Source organism: Solimonas variicoloris DSM 15731, assembly GCF_000382285.1.
GTDB classification, from domain to species: Bacteria; Pseudomonadota; Gammaproteobacteria; order Nevskiales; family Nevskiaceae; genus Solimonas; species Solimonas variicoloris.
This window is the reverse complement of record NZ_KB907926.1, coordinates 332,672-355,594: the sequence shown is the minus strand read 5'-3', so window position 1 is coordinate 355,594 and position 22,923 is coordinate 332,672. Positions and strand designations below refer to the sequence as shown.

Sequence of the window (22,923 nt, the reverse complement as noted above, 5' to 3'; positions counted from 1 at the left end):
CCGGACAGAGGGGCGGTTTTCGCAACGACATTTCATGACGCGGGAACCGTATGCTCAAGCAGACAGCGCTGCACGCTGAACACGTCCGTCTTGGCGCCAAGCTGGTCGATTTCGCCGGCTGGGACATGCCGATCCAGTACCAGTCCCAGCTCGACGAGCACCACGCGGTGCGCCAGGCCGCCGGCATGTTCGACGTCGCCCACATGACGGCCGTCGATTTGCACGGCGCGCGCACGCGCGAGTTCCTGCGCAAGCTGCTCGCCAACGACGTCGCCAAGCTGACGCAGCCAGGCAAGGCCCTGTATTCCTGCATGCTGCGCGAGGACGGCGGCATCCTCGACGATCTCATCTGCTATTTCCTCGACGAGAGCTGGTTCCGTCTGGTCGTCAACGCCGGCACCACCGACAAGGATCTGGCCTGGATCCGCCAGCAGGCGCCGGCGTTCGGCGTCGAGGTCCGTCATCGCGACGACCTCGGCATCCTCGCCGTGCAGGGGCCGCAGGCCCGCGCGCAGGTCGTGCCGCGGCTGCCGCAGGCGCTGCGCGTGCCGGCCGAAGCGCTCGTCAACTTTCAGGCGGCGCATGACGGCGAATGGTTCGTCGCCCGCACCGGCTATACCGGCGAGGACGGCTTCGAGCTGATTCTGCCGCACGCCGATCTGGTCGCGCTCTGGCAGGGTCTGCTTGCCGACGGCGTCAAGCCCTGCGGTCTCGGTGCCCGCGACACGCTGCGCCTCGAGGCCGGCATGAACCTCTACGGCCAGGACATGGATGAAGCGACGCAGCCGCTTGAGTCCGGCCTTGGCTGGACGATCGCGTGGGAGCCGCAGGACCGAGACTTCATCGGTCGCACCGCGATCGAGCCGCTGCGCGGCGCCAGCCCGAAGAAGTTCGTCGGCCTGGTGCTGGAGGGCCGCGGCATCGTGCGCGCGCACATGAAGTTGCGCTTCGCCAACGGCGCCAGCGGCGAGACCACCAGCGGCGGCTTCGCGCCGACGATGAAGCAGTCGGTTGCGCTGGCGCGCATCGACGCCGGCGCCGAGGGTGCCTGCGAGGTTGAGATCCGCGGCCAGTGGGTCGCGGCGCGCCTCGTCAAGCCGCCGTTCGTGCGCCACGGCAAGGTGCTGGTCTAGGCCTGCGCGCGGCGCCGGCGCCCAGCCCACGGCCGACCCGCGGCCCGACTTTTTCCGGATCAGGATTTTCAGGAGAACCTTCGATGAGCAACATTCCCGCCGATCTCAAGTACGTCAAGTCGCATGAGTGGGTCCGCGTCGAGGCGGACGGCACCGTCACCGTCGGCATCACCGATTTCGCGCAGGGTTCGCTCGGCGACCTCGTGTTCGTCGAGGTGCCGGCCGTCGGCCGCACGCTGGCCAAGGAAGAGTCGTGCGCGGTCGTCGAGTCGGTGAAGGCCGCCAGCGACGTCTACGCGCCGATCGCCGGCGAAGTCGTCGCCGCCAACGACAAGCTCGGCGGCAGCCCGGAAATCCTCAACAGCGATCCGTACCAGGAAGGCTGGCTGTGGAAGATGAAGCCGGCGAACGCCGCCGAGCTCGGCAGCCTGCTCGACGCCGCCGCCTACGCGGATTTCCTCAAGACGCTCTGATTCGCGCGTCCCGCTTTCCTACTGCCGCACTGCCATGCCGTTCATTCCGCATACCGAAACCGATGTGAAGGAGATGCTCGCCGCGATCCAGGCGCCGAGCATCGATGCGCTGTTCGATGAGATCCCGCCCGCACTGCGCTGCGGCGCGCTGACCGGCATCCCGGAAGGCCTGAGCGAAATGGCGGTGACCCAGCTGATGATGGCGCGCGCGCAGCAGGACGCGTTCGCGCTCAACTTCATCGGCGCCGGTGCCTATGAGCATCACATTCCGGCGGCGGTCTGGGAGATCACCACGCGCGGTGAGTTCTACTCGGCGTACACGCCGTACCAGGCCGAGGCGAGCCAGGGCACGCTGCAGCTGCTGTACGAATACCAGACGATGATCTGCGGGCTGACCGGCATGGAGGTGTCCAACGCCTCGATGTACGACGGCGGCTCGGCGCTCGGCGAAGCGCTGCTGATGGCGATGCGCGCGAACAAGCAGAACCCGTCCGGCACGATGCTGGTGCCGCGCGCGGTGAATCCGCTGTATCGCGACGTCGTCGCCAGCACGACCGGCGCGCAGGGCGTGCACCAGGTGTTCGTCGACTACGACGCACGCAGCGGCCAGACCGCGCTGGCGGCGCTGCAGGCGCACGCCGGCGAGAAGCCGACCGCGGTGGTGATCCAGCAGCCGAACTTCTTCGGCGTGCTCGAGGACGTCGACGCGATCACCGACTGGGCGCACGCGCAGGGTGCGCTGGTCGTTGCTGTCGTCAACCCGACCGCGCTGGCGGTGCTCAAGGCGCCCGGCAACTGGGGCACGAAGGGCGCCGACATCGTTTGCGGCGAAGGCCAGCCGCTCGGCGCGCCGCTGGCGTCCGGCGGCCCGTACTTCGGCTTCCTCACCACCAAGATGGCGTACGTGCGCGAAATGCCGGGCCGCATCGTCGGCCGCACCGTCGACCTCGATGGCAAGCCGGGCTACACGCTGACCCTGCAGGCGCGCGAGCAGCACATTCGCCGCGCCAAGGCCAAGTCCAACATCTGCACCAACCAGGGCCTGCTGGTCACCGCGGCGACGATCTACATGTCGCTGCTCGGTCCGCGCGGCCTGGCCGAGGTCGCTTCGGCCTCGCTCGCCAACACGCGCGAGCTGGTCGCGCAGCTGAGCGGCATCGCCGGCGTCGGGGCGGTGTTCGCGGGCGCGCATTTCCACGAGTCCGCGATCCGCCTGCCCAAGCCGGTCAAGCCGGTGCTCGCGGCACTGGCGCAGCAGGGCATTTTCGGCGGCTACGATCTCTCAGACCGCTATCCGGAACTCGGTCATGCGCTGCTGGTCTGCGCGACCGAAACCAAGACCGCGGAGCAGCTCGCGCAGTACCGCGCCGCGCTGGCCCGCGTACTCGCCTGAACAGATCCTTGAAAGGAGCGTGACATGGCTACGGTGACGATGCGCGGCAACCCCGTCCACACCAACGGCGAACTGCCGGCAGTCGGCAGCACGGCGCCCGGCTTCAAGCTGGTCGGCGTCGACCTCAAGGACGTGACGCCGGCGAGCTATGCCGGCAAGCGCAAGATCCTCAACATCTTCCCGTCGATCGATACGCCGACCTGCGCGATGTCGGTGCGCCAGTTCAACCAGCGCGCCGCCGGCCTCGTCGACACCGTCGTGCTGTGCATCTCGGCCGACCTGCCGTTCGCGCAGAAGCGCTTCTGCGGCGCCGAGGGCATCGCCAATGTGGTGACGCTGTCGATGATGCGCGATCGCCATTTCGCCAAGGACTACGGGGTGCTGCTCGAAGACGGCCCGCTCGCCGGCCTGACGGCACGCGCCGTCGTCGTGCTCGACGCCGACGATCGCGTGCTGCACGCCGAGCTGGTTGCCGAGATCGCCAACGAACCGAACTACGAGGCCGCGCTCAAGGCGCTGGCCTGAACCGCCTGCTTTCCTGCGTCAAGACATGACTGAGAAACTGATTTTCGAAGTGTCGCGCCCCGGCCGCACGGCCACCGCGCAGAACCCGAACCGCGGCGTCGATCTGAGCGCCATCCCGGAGGCGCTGCGCCGCCAGGACCCGCCGAGCCTGCCCGAGGTTTCGGAGATGCAGGCGGTCCGTCACTTCACGCGGCTGTCGCAGAAGAACTTCTCGATCGACACGCACTTCTACCCGCTGGGTTCGTGCACGATGAAGTACAACCCGCGCGCCTGCAATACGCTGGCGATGCTGCCGCAGTTCCTGGCGCGCCATCCGCTGGCGCCGGAATCGCACAGCCAGGGTTTCCTCGCCTGCATGTATGACCTGCAGGAAATCCTGAAGGAAGTGACCGGCATGGCCGGCGTGTCACTGACGCCGATGGCCGGTGCGCAGGGCGAGTTCGCCGGCGTATCGATGATCAAGGCCTATCACAAGGCGCGCGGCGACCTCGCGCGCACCGAGATCCTCGTGCCGGACGCCGCTCACGGCACCAACCCGGCGACCGCGGCGATGCTCGGCTGCACGGTGCGCGAGATCCCCACCAACGACGACGGCGACGTCGATGTCGAGGCGCTGAAGGCCGCCGTCGGTCCGCAGACGGCCGGCATCATGCTGACCAATCCGTCGACCTTCGGCGTGTTCGAGCGCCGCATCAAGGAGATCGCCGAGATCGTCCACGAGGCCGGCGGCCTGCTGTACTACGACGGCGCCAATCTCAACGCGATCCTCGGCAAGGTGCGGCCGGGCGACATGGGCTTCGACGTCATCCACATGAACCTGCACAAGACCTTCTCGACGCCGCACGGCGGCGGCGGGCCGGGCGCCGGCGCGGTCGGCGTCTCCGAGCGCCTCAAGCCGTTCATGCCGACGCCGCTGGTCGGCAAGGACGGCGAGACCTACCGCTGGCTGACCGAGCAGGATCTGCCGCAGACGATCGGGCGCCTGTCGGCGTGGATGGGCAACGCCGGCGTGCTGATGCGCGCCTATGTCTACGCCCGCATGCTCGGCCGCGACGGCATGCAGCGCGTCGCCGAGTTCGCGACGCTCAATGCCAACTACCTGGCGGCGCGTCTCAAGGAAAAGGGCTTCGAACTGGCCTTCCCGGCGCGGCGCGCCTCGCACGAGTTCATCGTCACGCTGAAGAAGCAGAAGCAGGAGATCGAGATGACGGCGACCGACGTCGCCAAACGCCTGCTCGATTACGGCTTTCACGCACCGACGGTTTACTTTCCGCTGCTGGTGCCGGAGTGCCTGCTGATCGAACCGACCGAGACGGAAGACAAGGAAACGCTCGATACCTTCGTCGACGCGCTGGTCGCGATCTGGGAGGAGGGCAAGCAGGACATCGCCAAGCTCAAGGGGGCGCCGTACACGATGCCGGTGCGCCGGCTCGACGATGTGCGCGCGGCGCGCCAGCTCGACCTGCGCTACGTGCCGGCCTGAGCGCTGGCCTTCGGATGCAAAAAAGCCCGCCGGAAGGCGGGCTTTTTTGATGAAGCGCTGCGGCTGATCGCAGCGGCGCGGTCGCGCCGGCGAAGCCGGCGCTCGCGGTGGCCGCCTCAGGCGGCCTTCGGCAGGGCGCGCTCGACGCGCATGGCCGGCACCGCGGCCAGGCTGCAGTCGGCGGCTTTCGGCTGCGGCGGCAGCACCGACTGGGCGACGCCGTTGCGCTCGGCAAACCAGTCGCGCACCGCGAACGCGACCAGCGCGGTGGTGAGCAGGCCGGTCGCCCAGAGGATGAAGCTGACGAAGGGCAGGATTTCCATGGCAAGCACTCCTTGAGATTCGAGGCAGTCCGCTTCGGGGGAATCGACGGACTGCGCTGAGCCTATTTATAGGTACTTTGTTGCAATGCAACAATTGATATTTTCTGATTGGGTTATTAAAAAAAACTAAACTATCGTGGGTCGGCGCCGTCCTCCGGTTTCGGCGACAATTCGCAAGTTTCGACAACCACTTACGACCGCGTACGGCGTGACTTCATGGCAGACGGCATCAAGGGCTGGGCGCGGCTGATCCGCGCGACCAAGGTTTCCTACTGGGGGCTCGGCTGGGCGCTGCGCGCCGAGGAGGCGTTCCGCATCGAAGCGGCACTGTGCGTGCTGCTGGTGCCGGCCGCACTCTGGCTCGGCCATGGCGGCGTCGAACGCGCCGTGTTGCTGCTGAGCCTGTTCTTCGTGCTGATCACCGAGCTGCTGAACACGGCGGTGGAGGTCGTGGTCGACCGTATCGGCCCGGAGTGGAACGAGCTGTCGGGCCGGGCCAAGGATCTCGGTTCGGCGGCGGTGCATCTGTCGCTGCTGCAGGTTCCGGCGGTCTGGGCCTGCGTGCTGCTCAGTTGAGATTTTCTGCTCGGATTTCTGCGGCGCTGCGCCGCTTTCGCTGACCCATGGGCGCGCCCGTCGCGCCGCGAGGAGTTTCGATGTCTGCTTTGATCTGTGGTTCGGTGGCCTACGACACCATCATGGTCTATTCCGGCCAGTTCAAGAACGCGATCCTGCCGGACAAGGTCCACATCCTGAACGTGTCGTTCCTGGTGCCGCAGCTGCGTCGCGACTACGGCGGCACGGCCGGCAATATCGCCTACAACCTGCGCCTGCTCGGCGGCGAGCCGCTGCCGATGGGCACCGTCGGCCATGATTTCGGCGCCTACGAGAAGTGGCTCGACGAGAACGAGATCGACCGTACCTATCTCAAGGTCGTGCCCGACACCTATACGGCGCAGGCCTACATCACGACCGATCTCGACGACAACCAGATCACGGCCTTCCATCCGGGCGCGATGGCGCAGGCCCACACGCTGCAGGTGACGGCGGCCGAGATCGCGCGCAAGGGCGTGAAGATCGGCTCGATCTCGGCCGAGTCGCGCGAGGCGATGCTGCTGCACGCGCAGCAGTTCGTCGATGCCGGCGTGCCGTTCATCTTCGATCCGGGCCAGGGCATTCCGCTGTTCGATGGCGAAGAGTTCCGCGCCTTCATCGACAAGGCCACCTACGTCGCCGTCAACGACTACGAAGCCGAGATCCTGATGAACCGTACCGGCTGGACGCTGGCGCAGATCGCCGAGCGGGTCGAAGCGCTGATCGTCACGCGCGGCGGCCAGGGCTCGCATATCTACACCGGCGGCCGCACGATCGAAATTCCGACCGCGCAGGCGGGCTCGCTGACCGATCCGACCGGCTGCGGCGACGCCTATCGCGGCGGCCTGCTGCACGGCCTGCTGCAAGGCTACGACTGGGAAACGACCGGCCGCATCGCCTCGCTGATGGGCGCGTACTGCATCGAGCGCCCGGGCACCCAGAACCACCGCTTCACGCCTGACGCATTCCGCGCCCGCTACAAGAAGGCGTTCCGTACCGACCTGGTCTGATGAGCGTGCTCACACTGAAGCTGAAGCCGCGCGAGGAACGACGCCTGCGCGCCGGCCACCTCTGGGTGTATTCGAACGAGATCGACGCCGGCGCCGATTTTCGCAACATCGAGCCCGGCGCGCTGTGCCGCGTGCTCGACAGCCGCGACAAGCCGCTCGGTCTCGGCTACGTCAATCCGCGCACGCTGCTGGCGGTACGCCTGCTCAGCGGCAACGTCGACGTCACGATCGACCGCGAGTGGTTCGCGCGGCGTATCGCCGGCGCGCTGGCGCTGCGTGAGCGCATCTACGGCGAGCCGTACTACCGCCTGATCTACGGCGAGGCCGACGGCCTGCCGGGCCTGGTCGTCGACCGCTACGGCGACGTCCTCGTCGTGCAGATCACGACCGCCGGCATGGAGCGGCTCAAGGCGTCGCTCGTCGAGGCGCTGCAGGAAGTGCTGCAGCCGCGCGGCATCCTGCTGCGCAACGAGAACGCGGCGCGCGAGCTCGAAGGCCCGGCGCAGGAAAACGAGATCATCGGCGAGGTGCCCGATCCGATCGAGATCCGCGAGGAAGGCCTGCGCTACACGCTGTCGCTCGCCGGCGGCCAGAAGACCGGATTCTTCTTCGATCAGCGCGACAACCGCTCGCGCCTGGCCCGCTACGTGCGCGGCCGCAGCGTACTCGACGTGTTCAGCTACGTCGGCGCCTGGGCGCTGCGCGCGCTGCACGACGGCGCCGCGAGCGCGACCTGCCTCGATTCCTCGTCGACGGCGCTCGACGCTGCGCAGGCCAGCGCCGCACTGAACGGCCTGACGATCGAGACGATCCGCGACGACGCGCTCGCCGGCATGAAGGCGCTGCGCGCGGCCGGCCGCCACTTCGACGTGGTGATCGTCGATCCGCCGGCGCTGATCAAGCGGCGCAAGGACTTCGAAGCCGGCATCGAGCACTACGCGGCGCTCAATCGCGCGGCGCTGCAGCTGCTCGCCGCCGACGGCATCCTCGTCTCCTGTTCGTGCTCGCATCATCTGGGTGCCGACGATCTGCAGCGCATCCTGCTGCGCGAGGCGCGCCACGGCGGCCGGCGCCTGCGGCTGCTCGAACAGGGCGCGCAGGGGCCCGACCATCCGGTGCATCCGGCGATCCCGGAGACGCGCTATCTGAAGGGCTTCTTCTGCTCGGCGACGGCCGAGTAGCGTCGTCTTCGCCAATCCGTCGCATCGCTCCCATTACAATCGCCGCATGCTGACCCATCCGAACATCGATCCCGTCGCCGTCAAGCTCGGCCCGCTCGCCATCCACTGGTACGGGCTGATGTATCTGCTCGGCTTCTGGGGTGCCTGGCTGCTGGCGCTGCGCCGCGCGCGCCTGCCGCACGTGGCCTGGCCGCGCGAGCGCATTTCCGACCTGCTGTTCTACGTCGTGCTGGGCGTGATCCTCGGCGGGCGCATCGGCTACATCCTGTTCTACTCGTACGACGCCAACGGGCACTGGTTGCCGGCGTCCGACCCGCTGATGATCCTGCGCGTCTGGCAGGGCGGCATGTCGTTCCACGGTGGTCTGATCGGCGTACTGATCGCGATGGGCGTGTTCGCGCGCGTGCAGAAGCTGCCGTACTTCGAAGTCGCCGATTTCGCCGCGGTGCTGACGCCGATCGGTCTGTTCACCGGCCGCATCGGCAACTTCATCAATGGCGAGCTGTGGGGCAAGCCGACCGATCTGCCGTGGGGCATGGTGTTCCCGCACACGGCGCCGGATTCGCTGCCGCGCCATCCGAGCATGCTCTACGAGGCCGGTCTCGAAGGCCTGGTGATGTTCGCGATCCTCTGGTGGGTCGGCAAGCGGCCGACGCCGCGCGGCGTCATCAGCGCGCTGTTCCTGCTGCTTTACGGCTCGTTCCGCTTTCTCGTCGAGTTCGTGCGCGTGCCCGACGCGCAGCTCGGCTATCTGCATTTCGGCTGGCTGACGCGCGGCCAGGAGCTGTGTCTGCCGATGCTGGCTGCCGGCCTCGTCATCCTGGTCTGGGCGCTGCGCCGTGGCGCGGCGCCGAAGGCCGCCGGGAGCCGCGCATGAAGCCCTATCTCGATCTGCTGCGCCGCGTGCTCGACGAAGGCGTCGAGCAGCAGGACCGCACCGGCGTCGGCACGCTGGCGACGTTCGGCGGGCAGATGCGCTTCGATCTCGCCGACGGCTTTCCGGTGGTGACGACCAAGAAGCTGCATCTGCGCTCGATCATCGTCGAACTGCTCTGGTTCCTGCGCGGCGACACCAACGTGCGCTGGCTGCAGGAGCGCAAGGTATCGATCTGGGACGAGTGGGCCGACGAGCACGGTGACCTCGGTCCGGTCTACGGCAAGCAGTGGCGTGACTGGGTGACGGCCGACGGCCGTCACATCGACCAGATCAAGCAGCTGATCGAGCTGATCAGAAAGGATCCGGCTTCGCGCCGCCAGCTGGTCAGCGCTTGGAACCCGGGCGATCTGCCGAAGATGGCGCTGGCGCCGTGCCATTGCCTGTTCCAGACCTCGGTGCTGAACGGCCGCCTCAACCTGCAGCTCTACCAGCGCTCCTGCGACATGTTCCTCGGCGTGCCGTTCAACATCGCCAGCTACGCGCTGTTGCTGATGATGCTCGCGCAGCAGTGCGATCTGGAACCCGGCGTGTTCGTCTGGACCGGCGGCGACGTGCACATCTACAAGAACCATCTCGAGCAGGTGCAGCTGCAGCTGACGCGCGAGCCGTATCCGCTGCCGAAGATGATCCTCAAGCGGCGCCCGCCGTCGATCGACGCCTACGAGCTCGAGGACTTCGAACTGGTCGGCTACCAGGCGCACCCGCACATCAAGGGCGAAGTCGCGGTTTGAGGGCGGTTTGGGCAACGGCCGCCGCACGCGCGGTGCGCGCAAGAGGGAAGAGCGAAGCATGCGCAGCGTGAGTCTGGTCGTGGCGATGGACGAGAACCGGCTGATCGGCCGCGACAACGGCCTGCCGTGGCGGCTGCCGGACGACATGAAACATTTCAAACGCCTGACGCTCGGCAAGACCGTGCTGATGGGCCGCAAGACCTGGGACTCGCTCGGCAAGCCACTGGTCGATCGTGCCAACTGGATCGTGTCGCGCGATCCGGCGTTCCGGCCGCAGGGCGAGGGCGTGCGCGCCTTCGCGTCGCTCGACGCCGCGCTCGCGGCGCACGAGAACGGCGAGCTGATGGTGATCGGCGGCGCCGAGCTGTACCGGCAGACGCTGCCGCTGGCGCGGCGGATCTACCTGACCGAGGTGCAGGCCCGCGTCGATGGCGGCGACGCCTGGTTCCCGGCTTTCGAGCGCGCCGAATTCCGCGAGATCGAGGCCGTCCCGCACCCGGCCGACGAGCGCCATGCCTATCCGTTCCGCTTCGTGACGCTGCAGCGCATCGGCGCCTGAGGACCGGCGGTACGGCGTGGCGGACGCACGGCGCGCCCGCCAACGCTGCGTTGACATGGCCTTGCTAGATTGTCGGCATCGGCGCCCGGTGGCGCGGCGAATCGCCGCGGCACGGAGCAGGGACGCATAAGGTGGACGATGCGCGCAGCGGCACGATGCGGACGATGGATGCGGGACGCGGCCTGTGGCGCGGCCATCGTCGGCGCCGTCCTGCTGCAGCCGGCGCTGGCCGCGGAAACCGACGCCGGCTCCGAGCCGACGCCGGTCGTCCGCGAGATCGTGTTCGAAGGCAATGACACGACGCGGGCGCAGACCCTGCGCCGCGAGATCGCCGTCCGCGTCGGCGCGCCGACGAGCCCGCGGCAGCTCGAAGCGAGCCGCCAGGCGATCCAGGATCTCGGCCTGTTCAAGCAGGTCAGCGTGCGCACCGAGCCGCTGGCGGACGGCGTGCGCGTGGTGTTCCGCGTCGTCGAGCGCTACTACCTGCTGCCGCTGCCGCGCGTCGACGCCAAGAGCGACGGCCGCTATGCCTACGGCGCGCAGCTGCGCTGGGACAACGTCTGGGGGCTCAATCACGATCTGCGCGTGATCTGGCTCGAAGAGGACCAGAAGCAGCAGAACGTCGGCCGCGAATCGCAGTACTCGGCCTCGTACTCGATTCCGTTTATCGGCGGCTCGCCGTACGGTCTGTCGGTCTACGGCGGCTACAGCACGCGGCCGGTCGACAACGACGACGGCAGCACCTACACGGAAACCTTCCACGACTTGGGCTTCACGGTTTCGCGCCGGCTCGGCGGCAGCGTGCCGCCGAGCCAGGGCTGGCGCCTGACGCTGGGGCTCGACTACAACGTTCAGGACACCGCCGGCGCCGCTGCGCCGCCGGCGTACGGCACGGCCTGGTCGCCGAGCGTCGCGCTTCGCTACCGCGACTGGCACTACCGGATCTACAGCGACGTCGGCGACCTGTTCAAGCTCGGCTACAGCTTCGCCAGCGAGAATCTCGGTTCCGACTATCACTACGGGCGCATCGACAGCAGCTACGCGCGCTTCATGCCGATCGGCAGCACCGACCACCAGACGCTGCATTTCATCGCCAGCGGCGGCTGGTACTTCGGCGGTCCGCAGCCGGTGCATCCGTTCGGCCTCGGCGGCTCCGATGCGCTGCGCGGTTACGAGGTCAACTTCCGCGAGGGCGACGCGTTCTGGCTGCTGCAGCTCGAGTTCGCGCGGCCGCTTTACACGCCGTGGCCGTGGCTGCGTGGCGTCGTGATCCTCGAATCGGGCAACGTCAGCCGCCAGGCTGAGCAGTTCTGGTTCGACAGCGCGCATACCAGCCTCGGCGTCGGTCTGCGCGTGCGCTTCAAGAACTTCGTCAACTTCGAGCTGGAGGCCGGTTACGCGATCCCGCTCAGCGGCGGCGGCGGACGCGTGTTCGCCAGCCGCGTGTGAGCCGGGCGGCGCGACTGGCCGCAATGGCGAGCCGCGACTGTCGCCGCCGCGAACGGGCGGCGGCGATCGCTTTGCTATGCTCGCGGCCCACACAATGACAGCGGGGAGCGACATGGCCGATCTGAAAGCGGATTTCACCAAGGCGCAGGCGGAGGTCAAGACGCTGACCAAGCGTCCGGGCAACGACGACATGCTGTTCCTCTACGCCCACTACAAGCAGGCTGCCGAGGGCGACGTCAGCGGTTCGCGCCCGGGCATGCTCGACATGGTCGGCCGCGCCAAGTACGACGCCTGGGCCAAGCTCAAGGGCGCCAAGGCCGACGAGGCGATGAAGAAGTACATCGACAAGGTCGCGGCGCTGCTCAAGACGCACCGGTAAGGCATCCGTCGTCAGCAAAAGAGGCCCCCGGCGAGGGGGCCTTTTTCGTGGGCGACGGTCCGGTCGTGCGGCGCCGGCGGCACCGCGGTTCAGGACCGGTATGGAAAGCATCGGCTACTACCGATGCGGCCGGCGCCCGTTTCCGTTGCGGCAGGCGCGAGCGGACCCGCCGGCAGCCGGACCACAGCGAACGGAGGGATGTCGCATGATCAGCAACAACAGCAGGGCGGCCGTCGGGCTTCTGGCGATCGCCGCCGCGTGGGCCGCGCCCGCACAGGCGGCCGGAGCGAACCCGGCGGATCTGGCGCAGGCGGACAAGTTTCTCGCCGATCTGCCGCCATCGTGCGCGGCCAGCAGCAAGGAAGTCGGCGCCGACGGCGCGGTCACCATCCGCATCAAGTGCAGCGGCAACGGCAAGAAGCTGAACGGACTGGTGGCGATCAAGGACGGCGTGGTGACGCGCGTCGAGTAGGCCGCGCCGCGTCGCCGCTGGCCGCCGCAGTGGCGGTCGGCGGCGGCGACCGACCGTCTCGCCGCTCGGGCGTGCCCTTGCGCGCCGGCGGGCGGGATCAGCGCGGCGCCATGGCGGCGGCGCGCACCGGCAGCGGCACGTTGCAGACGTCGATGCGCCCGGCCGGACGCCGGTACCAGTCGTCGCGGCGCTGGCGGCGCGATTCGACCAGCGCGGCGAACGTGGCGGTGTCGGTGCGCAGCAGTTCGAGCGCCGGGCGCTCGGCCGGCGGCAGGTCGGCGACCAGGCGCACGCGCGTCAGCGCGGGGCGCGGCTCGGCGTCGGTGTAGAAGCCCAGCGGGCCGCTGCCGCGCGGCAGCGCCGCCAGGTGCTCCATGCCCTGCACGACGCGGCCGACGAGCGCGATGTTGCGATCGAGCTGGCGCGGCGCCTGGCCGATGACGACGTACAGCTCGCTGCCCGGGCCGGATTGCGGATCGTCGGCGCGGGCGGCGCCGACCATGCCGTAGCAATGCGTCAGCCAGGCCTCGTTCGCGGCGCGGTCGCGCGCGGCCGGGAAGCCGTCGACGAAACCGGTTTCGGGCGCGTAGGTATCGGCATCCGGCAGTGCATTGAAGGCGAGCCCGGCGGCGGCACGCGTGAATTCGGGCGCCAGTCGCGCCGCCGCCTTGCCGAGCGGCCGCGCCTGCGCATCGTCCTCGCCGCGCGGATCGCCCCACTGCGTCACGTAGCCGTCCTGCACGCGCAGGATCGCCAGGCCGTCGAAGTAGTGCGCCCGCACCAGGGTCTTGAGGTTGGCGACGTGCGCCGGCGCGAAGGCCGGCGCCAGTTCGATGACGACGCGTCCGGCCGGCAGTTCGAGCAGCAGCGCGTGGTCGGCGTCGAGCGGGCGCCAGTCGGACGGCGGCGCGGCGTCGAGCACCTGCTGCAGCGTGCGCGACGGCGCGTTCGCGGCGTCGGGCGGCGGCGTGGCGGCGCCGGCGAGGCCGACGGCGAGCGCCGCGCCCGGGCCGATGACGGTGCGGAGGAGCGTGCGGGTGACCCGGGGCAGGCGCATCGGGCGGACCTTCGGCAGGGGAACCGTTCAGCCGGCGTGGCGGCCGGCCCAGTCGCGCGCGAACTGGCGCGCGACGCGGCCGGAGCGCGAAGCGCGGTTCAGCGCCCAGCGCAGCGCCAGTTTCTCGGTTTCCTCGTCCCAGGCGCCATGGCCGAGCTTGGCGAGGTGCAGGCGCACGACGTCGAGATACTGCTCCTGCGTGAACGGCGGAAAGCTCAGCCACAGGCCGAAGCGTTCGGACAGCGAGATTTTCTCCTCGGTCGATTCGCCCGGATGCAGCTCGTCGTCGATCCAGTGGTATTCCTCGTTGTCGCGCTTCATCTCCGGCATCAAGTGGCGACGGTTGGAGGTCGCGTAGATCAGCACGTTCTCCGGCGGCTCCTCGATACCGCCGTCGAGCGCCGTCTTCAGCGCGGTCAGCGCCGGATCGTTGGTGGCGACCGAGAAATCGTCGACGTACAGCACGAAGCGCTCCTCGCGCCCGCGCAGCGGTGCGACCACGTCCGGCAGGTCGATGAGGTCATGCACCGCCAGCTCGACGAGACGCAGCCCCTGCGGCGCGAACGCGTTGAGGATGGCCTTGACGATCGACGACTTGCCGGTGCCGCGCGAACCGGTCAGCAGCACGTGATTGGCCGGCTTGCGCGCAACGAACTGGCGTGTGTTCTGCTCCAGCGCCGCCTTCTGCCGCTCGATGCCGAGCAGCTCGTCGAGCGACACGCGGTGGACGAATTCGATCGGCTGCAGGCGCCGCTGGTGCCAGCGATAGGCCAGGTGTTGGTTCATGCGCGGTCATCGGTTCCGGGCGAAGAAGAAAGGCGCGCGCCGGCAGGGCTGGCGCGGCGGCTGGCGCACATCCTAAGCGCTGCGGCCGCGCGCGTCCTCCGCGAAGGCGGCAAGGGGCTTTGCGGATCGGACACGGTGGCCGTCGCGCGCACAGAAAAGGCGGCGGACCTTGCGGTGCCGCCGCCTGCGAGCTGCGACGCGGTGCCTCAGGCCAGCTTCTTGTGGCGTGCGGCGCGGTTGACGCCCGGCTCGGAGCCGGTGCGGCGGCGGAAGTCGTCCTCGTACTCGCGATAGTTGCCTTCGTGCCAGATCACTTCGCCGGAATCCTCGAAGGCGAGGATATGCGTGGCGACGCGGTCGAGGAACCAGCGGTCATGCGAGATGACCATGACGTTGCCCGGAAAATCGAGCACCGCTTCTTCGAGTGCACGCAGGGTTTCGACGTCGAGGTCGTTGGTCGGTTCGTCGAGCAGCAGGACGTTGCCGCCCTGCAGCAGCATCTTGGCCAGATGCACGCGGTTGCGTTCGCCGCCCGACAGCTCCTTGAGGCGCTTCTGCTGTGCTTCGCCCTTGAAGTTGAAGCGGCCGATGTAGGCGCGCGACGGCATTTCGAAATTGCCGACGCGGATCAGGTCGTTGCCACCGGCGACTTCCTGGAACACGGTGTTGTCGCCGTTGAGCGCGTCACGGCTCTGGTCGACGTAAGCGAACTTCACGGTTTCGCCGACCGTGATCTCGCCCTCGTAATCCTTGTCCTGGCCGGTCAGCATCCTGAACAGCGTGGTCTTGCCCATGCCGTTGGCGCCGATGATGCCGACGATCGCGCCGCGCGGCACCGAGAAGCTGACGCCCTGGTACAGGGTGCGGTCGCCGAACTTCTTGGTCAGGTTGTTGACCTCGATGACCTTGTCGCCGAGGCGCGGGCCGGGCGGGATGTACAGCTCCTTGGTCTCGCTGCGTTTCTGGTATTCCTGCGAGGCCAGCTCCTCGAACGCCTTGATGCGCGCCTTGCTCTTGGCCTGGCGGCCCTTGGGGTTCTTGCGCACCCACTCGAGCTCTTCCTTCATCGCCTTGGTGTGGGCGTCTTCCTGCTTCTGCTCAGTTTCGAGGCGCTTTTCCTTCTGTTCCAGCCACGAGGAGTAGTTGCCCTGCCACGGAATGCCGTGGCCGCGGTCGAGTTCGAGGATCCAGCCGGCGACGTTGTCGAGGAAGTAGCGGTCGTGGGTGACGGCGATGATGGTGCCCGGGAAGTCCTTGAGGAACTTCTCCAGCCAGGCGACCGATTCGGCATCGAGGTGGTTGGTCGGCTCGTCGAGCAGGATCATGTCCGGCTTGCTCAGCAGCAGCCGGCACAGCGCGACGCGACGGCGTTCGCCGCCGGACAGCTTGGTGACGTCGGCGTCCCACGGCGGCAGGTTCAGCGCCTCGGCGGCCTTGTCGAGGATGACGTCGATGTTCTCGGCGTCGGCGGCGGCGATCTTGGCTTCGAGGTCGGCCTGCTTGGCGGCGAGCTTGTCGAAGTCGGCGCCTTCCTCGGCGTAGGCGGCGTAGACCGCGTCGAGTTCCTCCTTGAGCTTCAGCACCTCGCCGAGTGCTTCCTCGACGTTGCCGCGCACGGTCTTGTTCGGGTCGAGCTTGGGCTCCTGCGGCAGGTAGCCGACCTTCAGGCCCGGCATCGGCCGCGCCTCGCCGACGTAGTCCTTGTCGACGCCGGCCATGATGCGCAGCAGCGTCGACTTGCCGGCGCCGTTGTAGCCGAGCACGCCGATCTTGGCGCCCGGGAAGAACGACAGCGAGATATCGCGCAGGATTTCTTTCTTCGGCGGCACGATCTTGCCGACGCGATTCATCGTGTAGACGTACTGGGACATAAGGCGCGGATATCTCGGGGAAGGAGTGCGAAAAAGGGTGGGGATTGTAGCGGATCGATATGGGGGCAGCCCCTCAGGCGGACAAGACCATGCAAGACCATAATCGCGACATGAAAGCCGGATCCGGCGTTTTGCGGGTGCTGCTGGCGGTGTTCGCCGCTGCCGCGGCGCCGCCGGCGCCGGCCGAGGTGTACCGCTGCGTTGTCGGCGGCGTCACGCAGTTCAGCGACCGGCCCTGCCAGGCCGGCGACGCGCCGCTGGCGGTGCCGCAGGCCAACGTCATGCCGGCCGACCGCGCCGCGGCGCCGCTCGCCGAGCAGCACGACCGCCGTGTGCAGGCCGGGCGCGAGGCGCGCGACGCCGAAGACGCCGCCTGGCGCCAGGATCACGAGGCGCGCACGGCCGAAGCCGAGCGCCTGCGCGCCGCCCGCGTCCGCGGCGAGGTGGTGCGCGGCATGAGCGCCGCCGACGTGCGCCGTCTGCTCGGCACGCCGACGAAGATCGACAGCGATCGCGACGCCCGGGGTCTGCGCGAGCGCTGGAGCTATGCCGACAGCGGCGCCGGCCGGGTGACGGTGACGCTGCGCGACGGCGTCGTCAGCGACGTGCGCCGCAGCCGCAGGAAATGAGGAAACACGCAGAAAATGAACGCTTCGCAGTCCCCCGTGAGCTTTGACGATGTGCGCCGCGCCGCGCAGGTGATCGCCGGCCAGATCGTGCGCACGCCGTGCACGCGCTCGCGCGTGCTGTCGAAGATCACCGGCGCCGAGGTCTGGATCAAGTTCGAGAACTTCCAGTTCACCGCCTCGTTCAAGGAACGCGGTGCGCTCAACAAGCTGGCCAGTCTCAGCGAAGCCGAGCGCGCCGCCGGGGTCGCTGCGATGTCGGCCGGCAATCACGCGCAGGGCGTCGCCTACCACGCCACGCGGCTCGGCATCAAAAGCGTCATCGTCATGCCGGGCAACACGCCGTTCACCAAGGTCCGCAATACGCGCGAACTCGGCGGCGAAGTGATCCTGCACGGCGAGACCCTGGCCGATGCCCAGGCTTTCCTCGAGACCGAGCTGATCGGCAAGCGCGGCATGACGCTGGTCCACCCTTACGACGATCCGTACGTGATCGCCGGCCAGGGCACGGTCGCGCTGGAAATGCTCGAGCAGGCGCCGGAACTGGACACGCTGATCGTGCCGGTCGGCGGCGGTGGCCTGATCTCCGGCATGGCGATCGCCGCGCACGGCATCGATCCGGCGATCCGCGTCGTCGGCGTCGAGTCGGCGGCCTATCCTTCCGCGTACGCGGCGCTGCAGGGCGACCTGTCGCTGGTCAAGGGCGGCCAGACGATCGCCGAGGGCATCGCCGTCAAGAACATCGGCCACCTGACGCTGGCGATCATCCGCGAGCACGTCGCCGAGCTGATGCGCGTCGATGAGCAGGCGATCGAGCGCGCGATCGGCCTGCTCGCCTCGATCGAGAAGGTCATCGCCGAAGGCGCCGGCGCCGTCGGCCTGGCCGCGCTGTTGACCGATCCGGCGCGCTTCGCCGGCCGCCACGTCGGCCTCGTCGTCTCCGGCGGCAATGTCGACACGCGCCTGCTCGCGTCGGTGTTGCTGCGCCAGCTCGTCAACGAGTCGCGGCTGATCTCGCTGTCGATCGTCATCGAGGACCGGCCGGGCTTTCTCGCCCGCGTCGCCGGCCGCATCGGCGAGTCGGGCGGCAACATCATCCAGGTCCACCACGAGCGCCTGCACCGCGGCCATGCCAAGGACGCCACGCTCGAGGTGATGGTCGAGGCTCAGGACGAGGCGCACGCGCGGCAGATCTTCGACGATCTCGCCGGCGCCGGCTTCTCGGTGCGCAAGGGCGCCGGCGGCATGGAGTTCGAGTAGCGCGTTGACGACGGGCAGGGGAGCCGGCACGGCGGCTGCGCTACGCTGTCGGCGAGGCGCACCGCCCGCGGCGCGCCGCTTGCGCCTGGATGCCCGAATGAAACGTACGCTCAGCCTGTTCGAATCCGCCGTCAGCCGCGCCCGCGTCATCCGCCAGGGCGACATCGTGCAGGTCGTCATCGACGGCGGCGGCGCCTTCGTGACCTTCACGCAGGAGTTCCATCAGGCGCAGAAATGGGCCGCGGCGAAACCGGCGACCGGCAACATGGTCAGCGACCGCGGCCGCCTGTTCGAGCAGATCGGCACGCTGGTGTCGCGGCCGGGCAGCATGGTCAGCACGCGCGGCCACGGCAAGTACGTCGAAGCGCTGGTGCGGGCGATGAACCAGGCCGGCTACGAGATTTCGGAGTGGATGCTGCCGCCTGAGCTGAAGTCGATCGCCACCGCCCATCTGCGCCCGAGCGCGCCGCGCCGCGCCGCCGACGACGCGGCGCCGGCGGCCGCGCCGGACGCTGCGGCGGACGCTAGCGTGCCGCCGCCGCGTGACGACGAAAGCCGCGGCGGCCGAGCATGACCGACAGCAGGCCCGCGGCGGCGATCAGCGCGACCACGCCGGGCCAGCCGGCGGCGCTCCACAGCGGCGCCGGCAGCACGCCGCCGACGCTGCCGCCGAGGTAATAGCTGGTCACGTACAGGCCGACGGCGGCGCCGCGCGCCGCTGGCATCGCCTCGCCGACGAAAGTCGTCGCCGCCGTCTGCGCGAAGAACAGCCCGGCCGAGAACAGGATCAGCCCGGCGATCACCGCCGCCAGCGACGGCAGCAGCGTCACGCACAGGCCGGCGATCGCCGTCGCCCAGGCCCAGGCCAGCACGGTGGCGTGGCCGTAGCGGTTCAGCAGGCGCCCGGACCACGGCGTCGTCAGCATGCCGACCAGATAGACCGTGAAGATCGCCGACAGTCCGCCCGGGCCGAGTCCGAACGGCGGCTCGGCGAGGCGCAGCGAGACGTAGGTGAAGCCGGCGACTAGCGCGAACAGCAGCGCGAAGCCGGCGGCGTAGACGCTGCGCAGCGCCGGCGTCGCGAGCAGCTCGGTGAGCCGCGGCCGCGTTTCCCGGCCGACACGTGGCCGCGCGCGCTCCGGCGTGAGCCAGGCGTAGATCAGCGCGGCCAGCGCCAGCTGCAGCACGGCCAGCGCGACGAAGCCCCAGCGCCAGCCGGCGAATTCGGCGACCAGTCCCGACAGCAGGCGCCCGCTGAAGCCGCCGCCGATCGTGCCGGCGACGTACAGCGCAGTGATCGGCCGCGCTTCCAGCGGCGGCCACTCGTCGGCGGTGTAGGCGACCGTCACCGCGAAGATGCCGGGCAGCGCCAGGCCTTCGAGCAGGCGCGCGGCGACCAGCAGCGCCGGCGTCGGCGCCAGCGCCGACAGCAGGCTCGGGATCACCGCGAGGAAGGCGGCGAGCACGATCACGCGGCGGCGGCCGAGGCGATCGGCGAGCTGGCCCATGAACGGCGCGGCGAGGGCGACGCCGGCGGTGCCGGCCGAGACGATGGCGCCGGCCATCGCCGCGTTCTGGCCGACGAAGTGCCGCAGCAGCGGCAGCAGCGACTGCGGCGCGTACAGCGGCACGAAGGCGGCGGCACCGCACAGACAGACGGCGACGCGACGGCGGTCCATCCGGAACAGGCTCCAGGCAAAGGCGGCGCGCACCGTACGCCGAGGTCGCGCAGCTGTCCAATCGGCGCCGCCTTGACCGCGCGCGGCGCGCACGGCACGGTGGCGCCGCCGATCCCGCTTTCCCGATCTCTGCTCATCCAGGCATGCGCATCCTGTTCTTCAGCGCCCGCGAATATGACCGCCGGGCCTTCGAGGCCGCCAACGGCGGCCGCCACGAGCTGCGCTTCGTCGAGGCGCGGCTGGCGCCGGAGACCTGGGCGCTGGCCGACGGCTTTCCGGCGCTGTGCACCTTCGTCAACGACGCGCTCGACGCGCGGGCGCTGCGCGAGCTGGCGCGACGCGGCGTGCGGCTGATCGCGCTGCGCTGCGCCGGCTTCAATCAGGTCGATCTGCGCGCCGCCGAGGATTGCGGACTGACCCTCGTGCGCGTGCCCGAATACTCGCCGCATGCGGTCGCCGAGCACGCCGTCGGCCTGATCCTGACGCTCAACCGCAAGTTCCACCGCGCCTACAACCGCGTGCGCGAGAACAACTTCCTGCTCGACGGTCTCGAAGGCTTCGACATGCACGGCAAGACGGTCGGCGTGGTCGGCACCGGCCGCATCGGCCGCGTCTTCGCGCACATCCTGCGCGGCTTCGGCTGCCGCATCCTCGCCAGCGATCCGGATCCGGCGCCGGCGCTGCTCGACGCGGGCGTGCGCTACGTCGAGCTGGCCGAGCTGCTGCGCGAGTCCGACATGGTCTCGCTGCATTGCCCGCTGACGCCGGATTCGCATCATCTGATCGACGAGGCCGCGCTGGCGCGCATGAAGCGCGGCGCGATGCTGATCAACACCAGCCGCGGCGGCCTGCTCGACACCGAGGCGGTGATTCGCGCGCTGAAGAGCGGCCAGCTCGGCGCGCTGGGCCTCGACGTCTACGAGCAGGAAGGCGATCTGTTCTTCGAGGATCTGTCGTCGACGGTCGTCGCCGACGACGTGTTCCAGCGCCTGCTGACCTTCCCGAACGTCGTCATCACCGGCCACCAGGCCTTCTTCACGCGCGAGGCGCTCGCCGCGATCGCCGCGACCACGCTCGCCAACATCGACGACGTCGAGCAGGGTCGCGATTGCGCGAACCGCCTGACGCCGGCGCTGCTGCGGCCGGTGCGCTGAGCGGTGCGCGCCGAGGGTGGTGCCGGACAGCTCGCCGTGCCGTCTCGCGCGCCGGCCGCAAGGCGCGCGGCGTCACGTCTCGACATGCCAGGCGGCGCCAGGATGCGGCGCGAACCGGCGATTCGAGTGTCGCAGTCAGGAGTGATGAGACCGATGAAAGCCTTGCTGCTGTGCCTGGCGGTGTGTGTGACGAGCGGCTGCGCGTACGTCATCAAGCCGAAGACCGAGCTGTTCTACGATGCCGAGTGCGAGATCCAGTTCAAGAAGATGACGCTCACCGCGGAGCAGATCTCGCTGATCGGCGGCTGCACTTCCGAGTATTCGTGCCGGACTCGCATCATCGCTGCCTATCTGATGCTGCCGCTCTCGGCCGTGGTGTCGGGATCGGTCGTGGTGGTCGGCAATACGGTCTACTGGCTGCAGAAAACCGGTCGCTGCATGGTGAACGAAGGGCCGGGCGGCCGGGACGCGTGAGGCGCACGCGGTCCCGGCCGGCAGCCGGTGCCGTCAGCGCCCGACCAGCGCGCGCGCGATGACTTCCTTCATGATCTCGTTGGTGCCGCCGTAGATGCGCTGGATGCGCGCATCGGTCCAGTAGCGCGAGATCGGATACTCGGTCATGTAGCCGTAGCCGCCGAACAGCTGCAGACAGGCGTCGACGACGCGGCCTTCCATCTCGCTGGTCGCGAGCTTGATCATCGCCGCGGTCGGCACATCGAGCCGGCCTTCCGCGTAGAGCCGGCGGCACTTCTCGTAGTAGGCGCGGTGCACTTCGACGTCGGTCTTGATCTTGGCCAGCTCGAAGCGCGTGTTCTGGAAGCTCGACACCGGCTGGCCGAAGGCCTTGCGCTCGCGCACGTAGGCGATCGTGCGCTCCAGCGCGCCCTCGGCGTGAGCGACGGCGGCGACCGCGAGCATCAGGCGCTCGCGCGGCAGCTCGTCGATCAGGTGGCCGAAGCCGTTGCCGACGCGGCCGAGCACGGCGTCGGGGCCGAGCGGCACGTCGTCGAAGAACAGCTCCGAGGTGTCGGCCGCGTGCATGCCGATCTTGTCGAGGTTGCGGCCGCGGCGGAAGCCCGGCAGATCGGTATCGACGAGGAACAGCGTGGTGCCCTTGGCGCCGGCCTTCGGATCGGTCTTGGCGGCGACGATGACGACGCCGGCGTGCTGGCCGTTGGTGATGAAGGTCTTCGAGCCGTTGAGGCGCCAGCCGTCACCGTGCGGCGTCGCCGAGGTCTTGATCGCCTGCAGGTCGGAGCCGGCGCCCGGCTCGGTCATCGCCAGCGCGCCGAAGCATTCGCCGCTGGCCATCTTCGGCAGGTATTTCTGCTTCTGTGCCTCGCTGCCGAGGTGCAGGATGTACGGCGCGACGATGTCGGAGTGCATCATCATGTTCGAGCACAGCGACATGTAGCCGAGCCGCGCCGCCTCCTCGTGGATCGCGAAGGCGAATTCCAGCGGTGCGCCGCTGCCGCCGTACTCGTCTGGCATGTCGACGCAGAGCAGGCCGGCGGCGCCGAGCTTGAGGTACAGCGACTTCGGCACGATGCCGTCCTTTTCCCACTTCTCGTAATGCGGCTCGACCTCGTCGGCGAGGAAGCGGCGGACGGTGTCGCGCCAGTCGGAGAGTTCGGCGGCAAGCGGTTCGGCGGCAGTCATGGCAGGTAGATGGAAAGAGGAAAGGGGAGAAAGGGGCGTGCGCCGCCGATTTTCGCGCAGAACGGGTCGCGCGGCATCCCCGGATCGCAGTAGCAGGGCCGGCGGCGATGGCGGCCTGTGGTCGGTCGCGCGGCGGGCGATCCCGCCGGGCAGCGTGCGCGCGTGCGGCCGGAGCACACCCCTGGCGTC

At 69.0% G+C, this 22,923-nt stretch carries 25 protein-coding genes; 19 read left to right on the top strand and 6 right to left on the bottom strand.

The window, feature by feature from the left end; all coding sequences use genetic code 11:
- The first annotated feature begins 50 nt into the window (after positions 1-50).
- From gcvT to gcvPB, 5 genes are all read left to right on the top strand, one after another.
- Entirely contained in the window at positions 51-1,133 is a 1,083-nt protein-coding gene (gene gcvT / locus H149_RS0104215; protein WP_020648490.1) for a glycine cleavage system aminomethyltransferase GcvT, read from the top strand.
- A gap of 83 nt (positions 1,134-1,216) precedes the next feature.
- Positions 1,217-1,606, top strand: coding sequence for a glycine cleavage system protein GcvH (gene gcvH, locus H149_RS0104210; protein ID WP_020648489.1), 390 nt, complete (start codon positions 1,217-1,219; stop codon positions 1,604-1,606).
- 34 nt (positions 1,607-1,640) lie between these two features.
- Complete coding sequence (gene gcvPA, locus H149_RS0104205; RefSeq protein WP_020648488.1) at positions 1,641-2,999, top strand: aminomethyl-transferring glycine dehydrogenase subunit GcvPA; 1,359 nt, start codon at positions 1,641-1,643, stop codon at positions 2,997-2,999.
- A gap of 24 nt (positions 3,000-3,023) precedes the next feature.
- Positions 3,024-3,524 carry a thiol peroxidase gene (gene tpx / locus H149_RS0104200; RefSeq protein WP_026352841.1) on the top strand — a complete coding sequence of 167 codons (501 nt, stop codon included), beginning with the start codon at positions 3,024-3,026 and terminating at the stop codon, positions 3,522-3,524.
- A gap of 25 nt (positions 3,525-3,549) precedes the next feature.
- Positions 3,550-5,007: an aminomethyl-transferring glycine dehydrogenase subunit GcvPB gene (gene gcvPB, locus H149_RS0104195; protein ID WP_020648486.1), complete on the top strand. Its 1,458-nt coding sequence runs from the start codon at positions 3,550-3,552 to the stop codon at positions 5,005-5,007.
- Positions 5,008-5,123: 116 nt separating this feature from the next.
- On the opposite strand, the gene H149_RS0104190 is transcribed toward gcvPB, so the two are convergent.
- Positions 5,124-5,330 (bottom strand): hypothetical protein, encoded by a 207-nt coding sequence (locus tag H149_RS0104190; RefSeq protein WP_020648485.1) that lies wholly within the window; start codon positions 5,328-5,330, stop codon positions 5,124-5,126.
- Positions 5,331-5,546: 216 nt separating this feature from the next.
- Between H149_RS0104190 and H149_RS0104185 the strand changes: the two genes are divergently transcribed.
- The 9 genes from H149_RS0104185 (at position 5,547) to H149_RS0104145 (ending at position 12,642) form a co-directional block, all read left to right on the top strand.
- Complete coding sequence (locus H149_RS0104185) at positions 5,547-5,906, top strand: diacylglycerol kinase (protein ID WP_020648484.1); 360 nt, start codon at positions 5,547-5,549, stop codon at positions 5,904-5,906.
- 80 nt (positions 5,907-5,986) lie between these two features.
- Positions 5,987-6,934: a carbohydrate kinase family protein gene (locus H149_RS0104180; protein ID WP_026352840.1), complete on the top strand. Its 948-nt coding sequence runs from the start codon at positions 5,987-5,989 to the stop codon at positions 6,932-6,934.
- Entirely contained in the window at positions 6,934-8,115 is a 1,182-nt protein-coding gene (locus H149_RS0104175; protein WP_020648482.1) for a class I SAM-dependent rRNA methyltransferase, read from the top strand. The genes H149_RS0104180 and H149_RS0104175 overlap by 1 nt, the downstream gene beginning before the upstream one ends.
- A 46-nt stretch (positions 8,116-8,161) precedes the next feature.
- Positions 8,162-8,992 carry a prolipoprotein diacylglyceryl transferase gene (lgt, locus tag H149_RS0104170; protein WP_020648481.1) on the top strand — a complete coding sequence of 277 codons (831 nt, stop codon included), beginning with the start codon at positions 8,162-8,164 and terminating at the stop codon, positions 8,990-8,992.
- Positions 8,989-9,783 (top strand): thymidylate synthase, encoded by a 795-nt coding sequence (locus H149_RS0104165; RefSeq protein WP_020648480.1) that lies wholly within the window; start codon positions 8,989-8,991, stop codon positions 9,781-9,783. Before lgt ends, H149_RS0104165 begins: the two co-directional genes overlap by 4 nt.
- A 58-nt stretch (positions 9,784-9,841) precedes the next feature.
- Entirely contained in the window at positions 9,842-10,342 is a 501-nt protein-coding gene (locus H149_RS0104160; protein ID WP_039747876.1) for a dihydrofolate reductase, read from the top strand.
- A gap of 168 nt (positions 10,343-10,510) precedes the next feature.
- On the top strand, positions 10,511-11,791 hold the full coding sequence (locus tag H149_RS0104155) for a POTRA domain-containing protein (RefSeq protein ID WP_020648478.1): 1,281 nt from the start codon (positions 10,511-10,513) through the stop codon (positions 11,789-11,791).
- Positions 11,792-11,903: 112 nt separating this feature from the next.
- Complete coding sequence (locus H149_RS0104150) at positions 11,904-12,170, top strand: acyl-CoA-binding protein (RefSeq protein ID WP_020648477.1); 267 nt, start codon at positions 11,904-11,906, stop codon at positions 12,168-12,170.
- A gap of 205 nt (positions 12,171-12,375) precedes the next feature.
- On the top strand, positions 12,376-12,642 hold the full coding sequence (locus H149_RS0104145) for a hypothetical protein (RefSeq protein WP_020648476.1): 267 nt from the start codon (positions 12,376-12,378) through the stop codon (positions 12,640-12,642).
- A 97-nt stretch (positions 12,643-12,739) separates the two neighbouring features.
- On the opposite strand, the gene H149_RS0104140 is transcribed toward H149_RS0104145, so the two are convergent.
- From H149_RS0104140 to ettA, 3 genes are all read right to left on the bottom strand, one after another.
- Positions 12,740-13,699 (bottom strand): peptidylprolyl isomerase, encoded by a 960-nt coding sequence (locus H149_RS0104140; RefSeq protein WP_020648475.1) that lies wholly within the window; start codon positions 13,697-13,699, stop codon positions 12,740-12,742.
- 27 nt (positions 13,700-13,726) lie between these two features.
- A complete protein-coding gene (locus H149_RS0104135; RefSeq protein ID WP_020648474.1) occupies positions 13,727-14,485 on the bottom strand; it encodes an ATP-binding protein in 759 nt (252 codons plus the stop codon).
- Positions 14,486-14,691: 206 nt separating this feature from the next.
- Complete coding sequence (gene ettA / locus H149_RS0104130) at positions 14,692-16,356, bottom strand: energy-dependent translational throttle protein EttA (RefSeq protein WP_020648473.1); 1,665 nt, start codon at positions 16,354-16,356, stop codon at positions 14,692-14,694.
- 110 nt (positions 16,357-16,466) lie between these two features.
- On the opposite strand from ettA, the gene H149_RS0104125 reads away from it, so the two are divergent.
- From H149_RS0104125 to H149_RS0104115, 3 genes are all read left to right on the top strand, one after another.
- Positions 16,467-16,985, top strand: a complete 519-nt coding sequence (locus H149_RS0104125; protein ID WP_169518305.1) for a DUF4124 domain-containing protein — start codon at positions 16,467-16,469, stop codon at positions 16,983-16,985.
- A gap of 15 nt (positions 16,986-17,000) precedes the next feature.
- Positions 17,001-18,242: a threonine ammonia-lyase gene (locus H149_RS0104120; RefSeq protein ID WP_026352837.1), complete on the top strand. Its 1,242-nt coding sequence runs from the start codon at positions 17,001-17,003 to the stop codon at positions 18,240-18,242.
- Positions 18,243-18,339: 97 nt separating this feature from the next.
- The gene (locus H149_RS0104115) at positions 18,340-18,816 is read left to right on the top strand and encodes a hypothetical protein (protein WP_020648471.1); all 477 of its coding nucleotides are present in this window, start codon (positions 18,340-18,342) and stop codon (positions 18,814-18,816) included.
- On the opposite strand, the gene H149_RS0104110 is transcribed toward H149_RS0104115, so the two are convergent.
- Positions 18,767-19,921, bottom strand: a complete 1,155-nt coding sequence (locus tag H149_RS0104110; RefSeq protein WP_020648470.1) for an MFS transporter — start codon at positions 19,919-19,921, stop codon at positions 18,767-18,769. The genes H149_RS0104115 and H149_RS0104110 overlap by 50 nt on opposite strands.
- Before the next feature lie 143 nt (positions 19,922-20,064).
- On the opposite strand from H149_RS0104110, the gene H149_RS0104105 reads away from it, so the two are divergent.
- Together H149_RS0104105 and H149_RS0104100 are read left to right on the top strand one after the other, a co-directional pair.
- Complete coding sequence (locus H149_RS0104105) at positions 20,065-21,075, top strand: 2-hydroxyacid dehydrogenase (protein ID WP_020648469.1); 1,011 nt, start codon at positions 20,065-20,067, stop codon at positions 21,073-21,075.
- A 153-nt stretch (positions 21,076-21,228) separates the two neighbouring features.
- Complete coding sequence (locus H149_RS0104100) at positions 21,229-21,549, top strand: hypothetical protein (RefSeq protein WP_020648468.1); 321 nt, start codon at positions 21,229-21,231, stop codon at positions 21,547-21,549.
- A gap of 33 nt (positions 21,550-21,582) precedes the next feature.
- Here H149_RS0104100 and H149_RS0104095 read toward each other — a convergent pair whose 3' ends face one another.
- The gene (locus tag H149_RS0104095; RefSeq protein ID WP_020648467.1) at positions 21,583-22,734 is read right to left on the bottom strand and encodes an acyl-CoA dehydrogenase family protein; all 1,152 of its coding nucleotides are present in this window, start codon (positions 22,732-22,734) and stop codon (positions 21,583-21,585) included.
- Positions 22,735-22,923 lie beyond the last annotated feature (189 nt).

Coding starts and splice junctions, on each gene's coding strand:
- H149_RS0104105 (WP_020648469.1), top strand. CDS start 20,065: ATGCGCATCCTGTTCTTCAGCGCCCGCGAATATGACCGCCGGGCCTTC.
- H149_RS0104135 (WP_020648474.1), bottom strand. CDS start 14,485: ATGAACCAACACCTGGCCTATCGCTGGCACCAGCGGCGCCTGCAGCCG.
- H149_RS0104095 (WP_020648467.1), bottom strand. CDS start 22,734: ATGACTGCCGCCGAACCGCTTGCCGCCGAACTCTCCGACTGGCGCGAC.
- H149_RS0104125 (WP_169518305.1), top strand. CDS start 16,467: ATGAAAGCCGGATCCGGCGTTTTGCGGGTGCTGCTGGCGGTGTTCGCC.
- gcvT (WP_020648490.1), top strand. CDS start 51: ATGCTCAAGCAGACAGCGCTGCACGCTGAACACGTCCGTCTTGGCGCC.
- gcvPB (WP_020648486.1), top strand. CDS start 3,550: ATGACTGAGAAACTGATTTTCGAAGTGTCGCGCCCCGGCCGCACGGCC.
- H149_RS0104160 (WP_039747876.1), top strand. CDS start 9,842: ATGCGCAGCGTGAGTCTGGTCGTGGCGATGGACGAGAACCGGCTGATC.
- H149_RS0104190 (WP_020648485.1), bottom strand. CDS start 5,330: ATGGAAATCCTGCCCTTCGTCAGCTTCATCCTCTGGGCGACCGGCCTG.
- ettA (WP_020648473.1), bottom strand. CDS start 16,356: ATGTCCCAGTACGTCTACACGATGAATCGCGTCGGCAAGATCGTGCCG.
- H149_RS0104110 (WP_020648470.1), bottom strand. CDS start 19,921: ATGGACCGCCGTCGCGTCGCCGTCTGTCTGTGCGGTGCCGCCGCCTTC.
- H149_RS0104185 (WP_020648484.1), top strand. CDS start 5,547: ATGGCAGACGGCATCAAGGGCTGGGCGCGGCTGATCCGCGCGACCAAG.
- H149_RS0104175 (WP_020648482.1), top strand. CDS start 6,934: ATGAGCGTGCTCACACTGAAGCTGAAGCCGCGCGAGGAACGACGCCTG.
- gcvPA (WP_020648488.1), top strand. CDS start 1,641: ATGCCGTTCATTCCGCATACCGAAACCGATGTGAAGGAGATGCTCGCC.
- H149_RS0104155 (WP_020648478.1), top strand. CDS start 10,511: ATGCGGGACGCGGCCTGTGGCGCGGCCATCGTCGGCGCCGTCCTGCTG.
- H149_RS0104140 (WP_020648475.1), bottom strand. CDS start 13,699: ATGCGCCTGCCCCGGGTCACCCGCACGCTCCTCCGCACCGTCATCGGC.
- H149_RS0104100 (WP_020648468.1), top strand. CDS start 21,229: ATGAAAGCCTTGCTGCTGTGCCTGGCGGTGTGTGTGACGAGCGGCTGC.
- H149_RS0104180 (WP_026352840.1), top strand. CDS start 5,987: ATGTCTGCTTTGATCTGTGGTTCGGTGGCCTACGACACCATCATGGTC.
- H149_RS0104120 (WP_026352837.1), top strand. CDS start 17,001: ATGAACGCTTCGCAGTCCCCCGTGAGCTTTGACGATGTGCGCCGCGCC.
- tpx (WP_026352841.1), top strand. CDS start 3,024: ATGGCTACGGTGACGATGCGCGGCAACCCCGTCCACACCAACGGCGAA.
- H149_RS0104165 (WP_020648480.1), top strand. CDS start 8,989: ATGAAGCCCTATCTCGATCTGCTGCGCCGCGTGCTCGACGAAGGCGTC.
- H149_RS0104115 (WP_020648471.1), top strand. CDS start 18,340: ATGAAACGTACGCTCAGCCTGTTCGAATCCGCCGTCAGCCGCGCCCGC.
- H149_RS0104145 (WP_020648476.1), top strand. CDS start 12,376: ATGATCAGCAACAACAGCAGGGCGGCCGTCGGGCTTCTGGCGATCGCC.
- lgt (WP_020648481.1), top strand. CDS start 8,162: ATGCTGACCCATCCGAACATCGATCCCGTCGCCGTCAAGCTCGGCCCG.
- H149_RS0104150 (WP_020648477.1), top strand. CDS start 11,904: ATGGCCGATCTGAAAGCGGATTTCACCAAGGCGCAGGCGGAGGTCAAG.
- gcvH (WP_020648489.1), top strand. CDS start 1,217: ATGAGCAACATTCCCGCCGATCTCAAGTACGTCAAGTCGCATGAGTGG.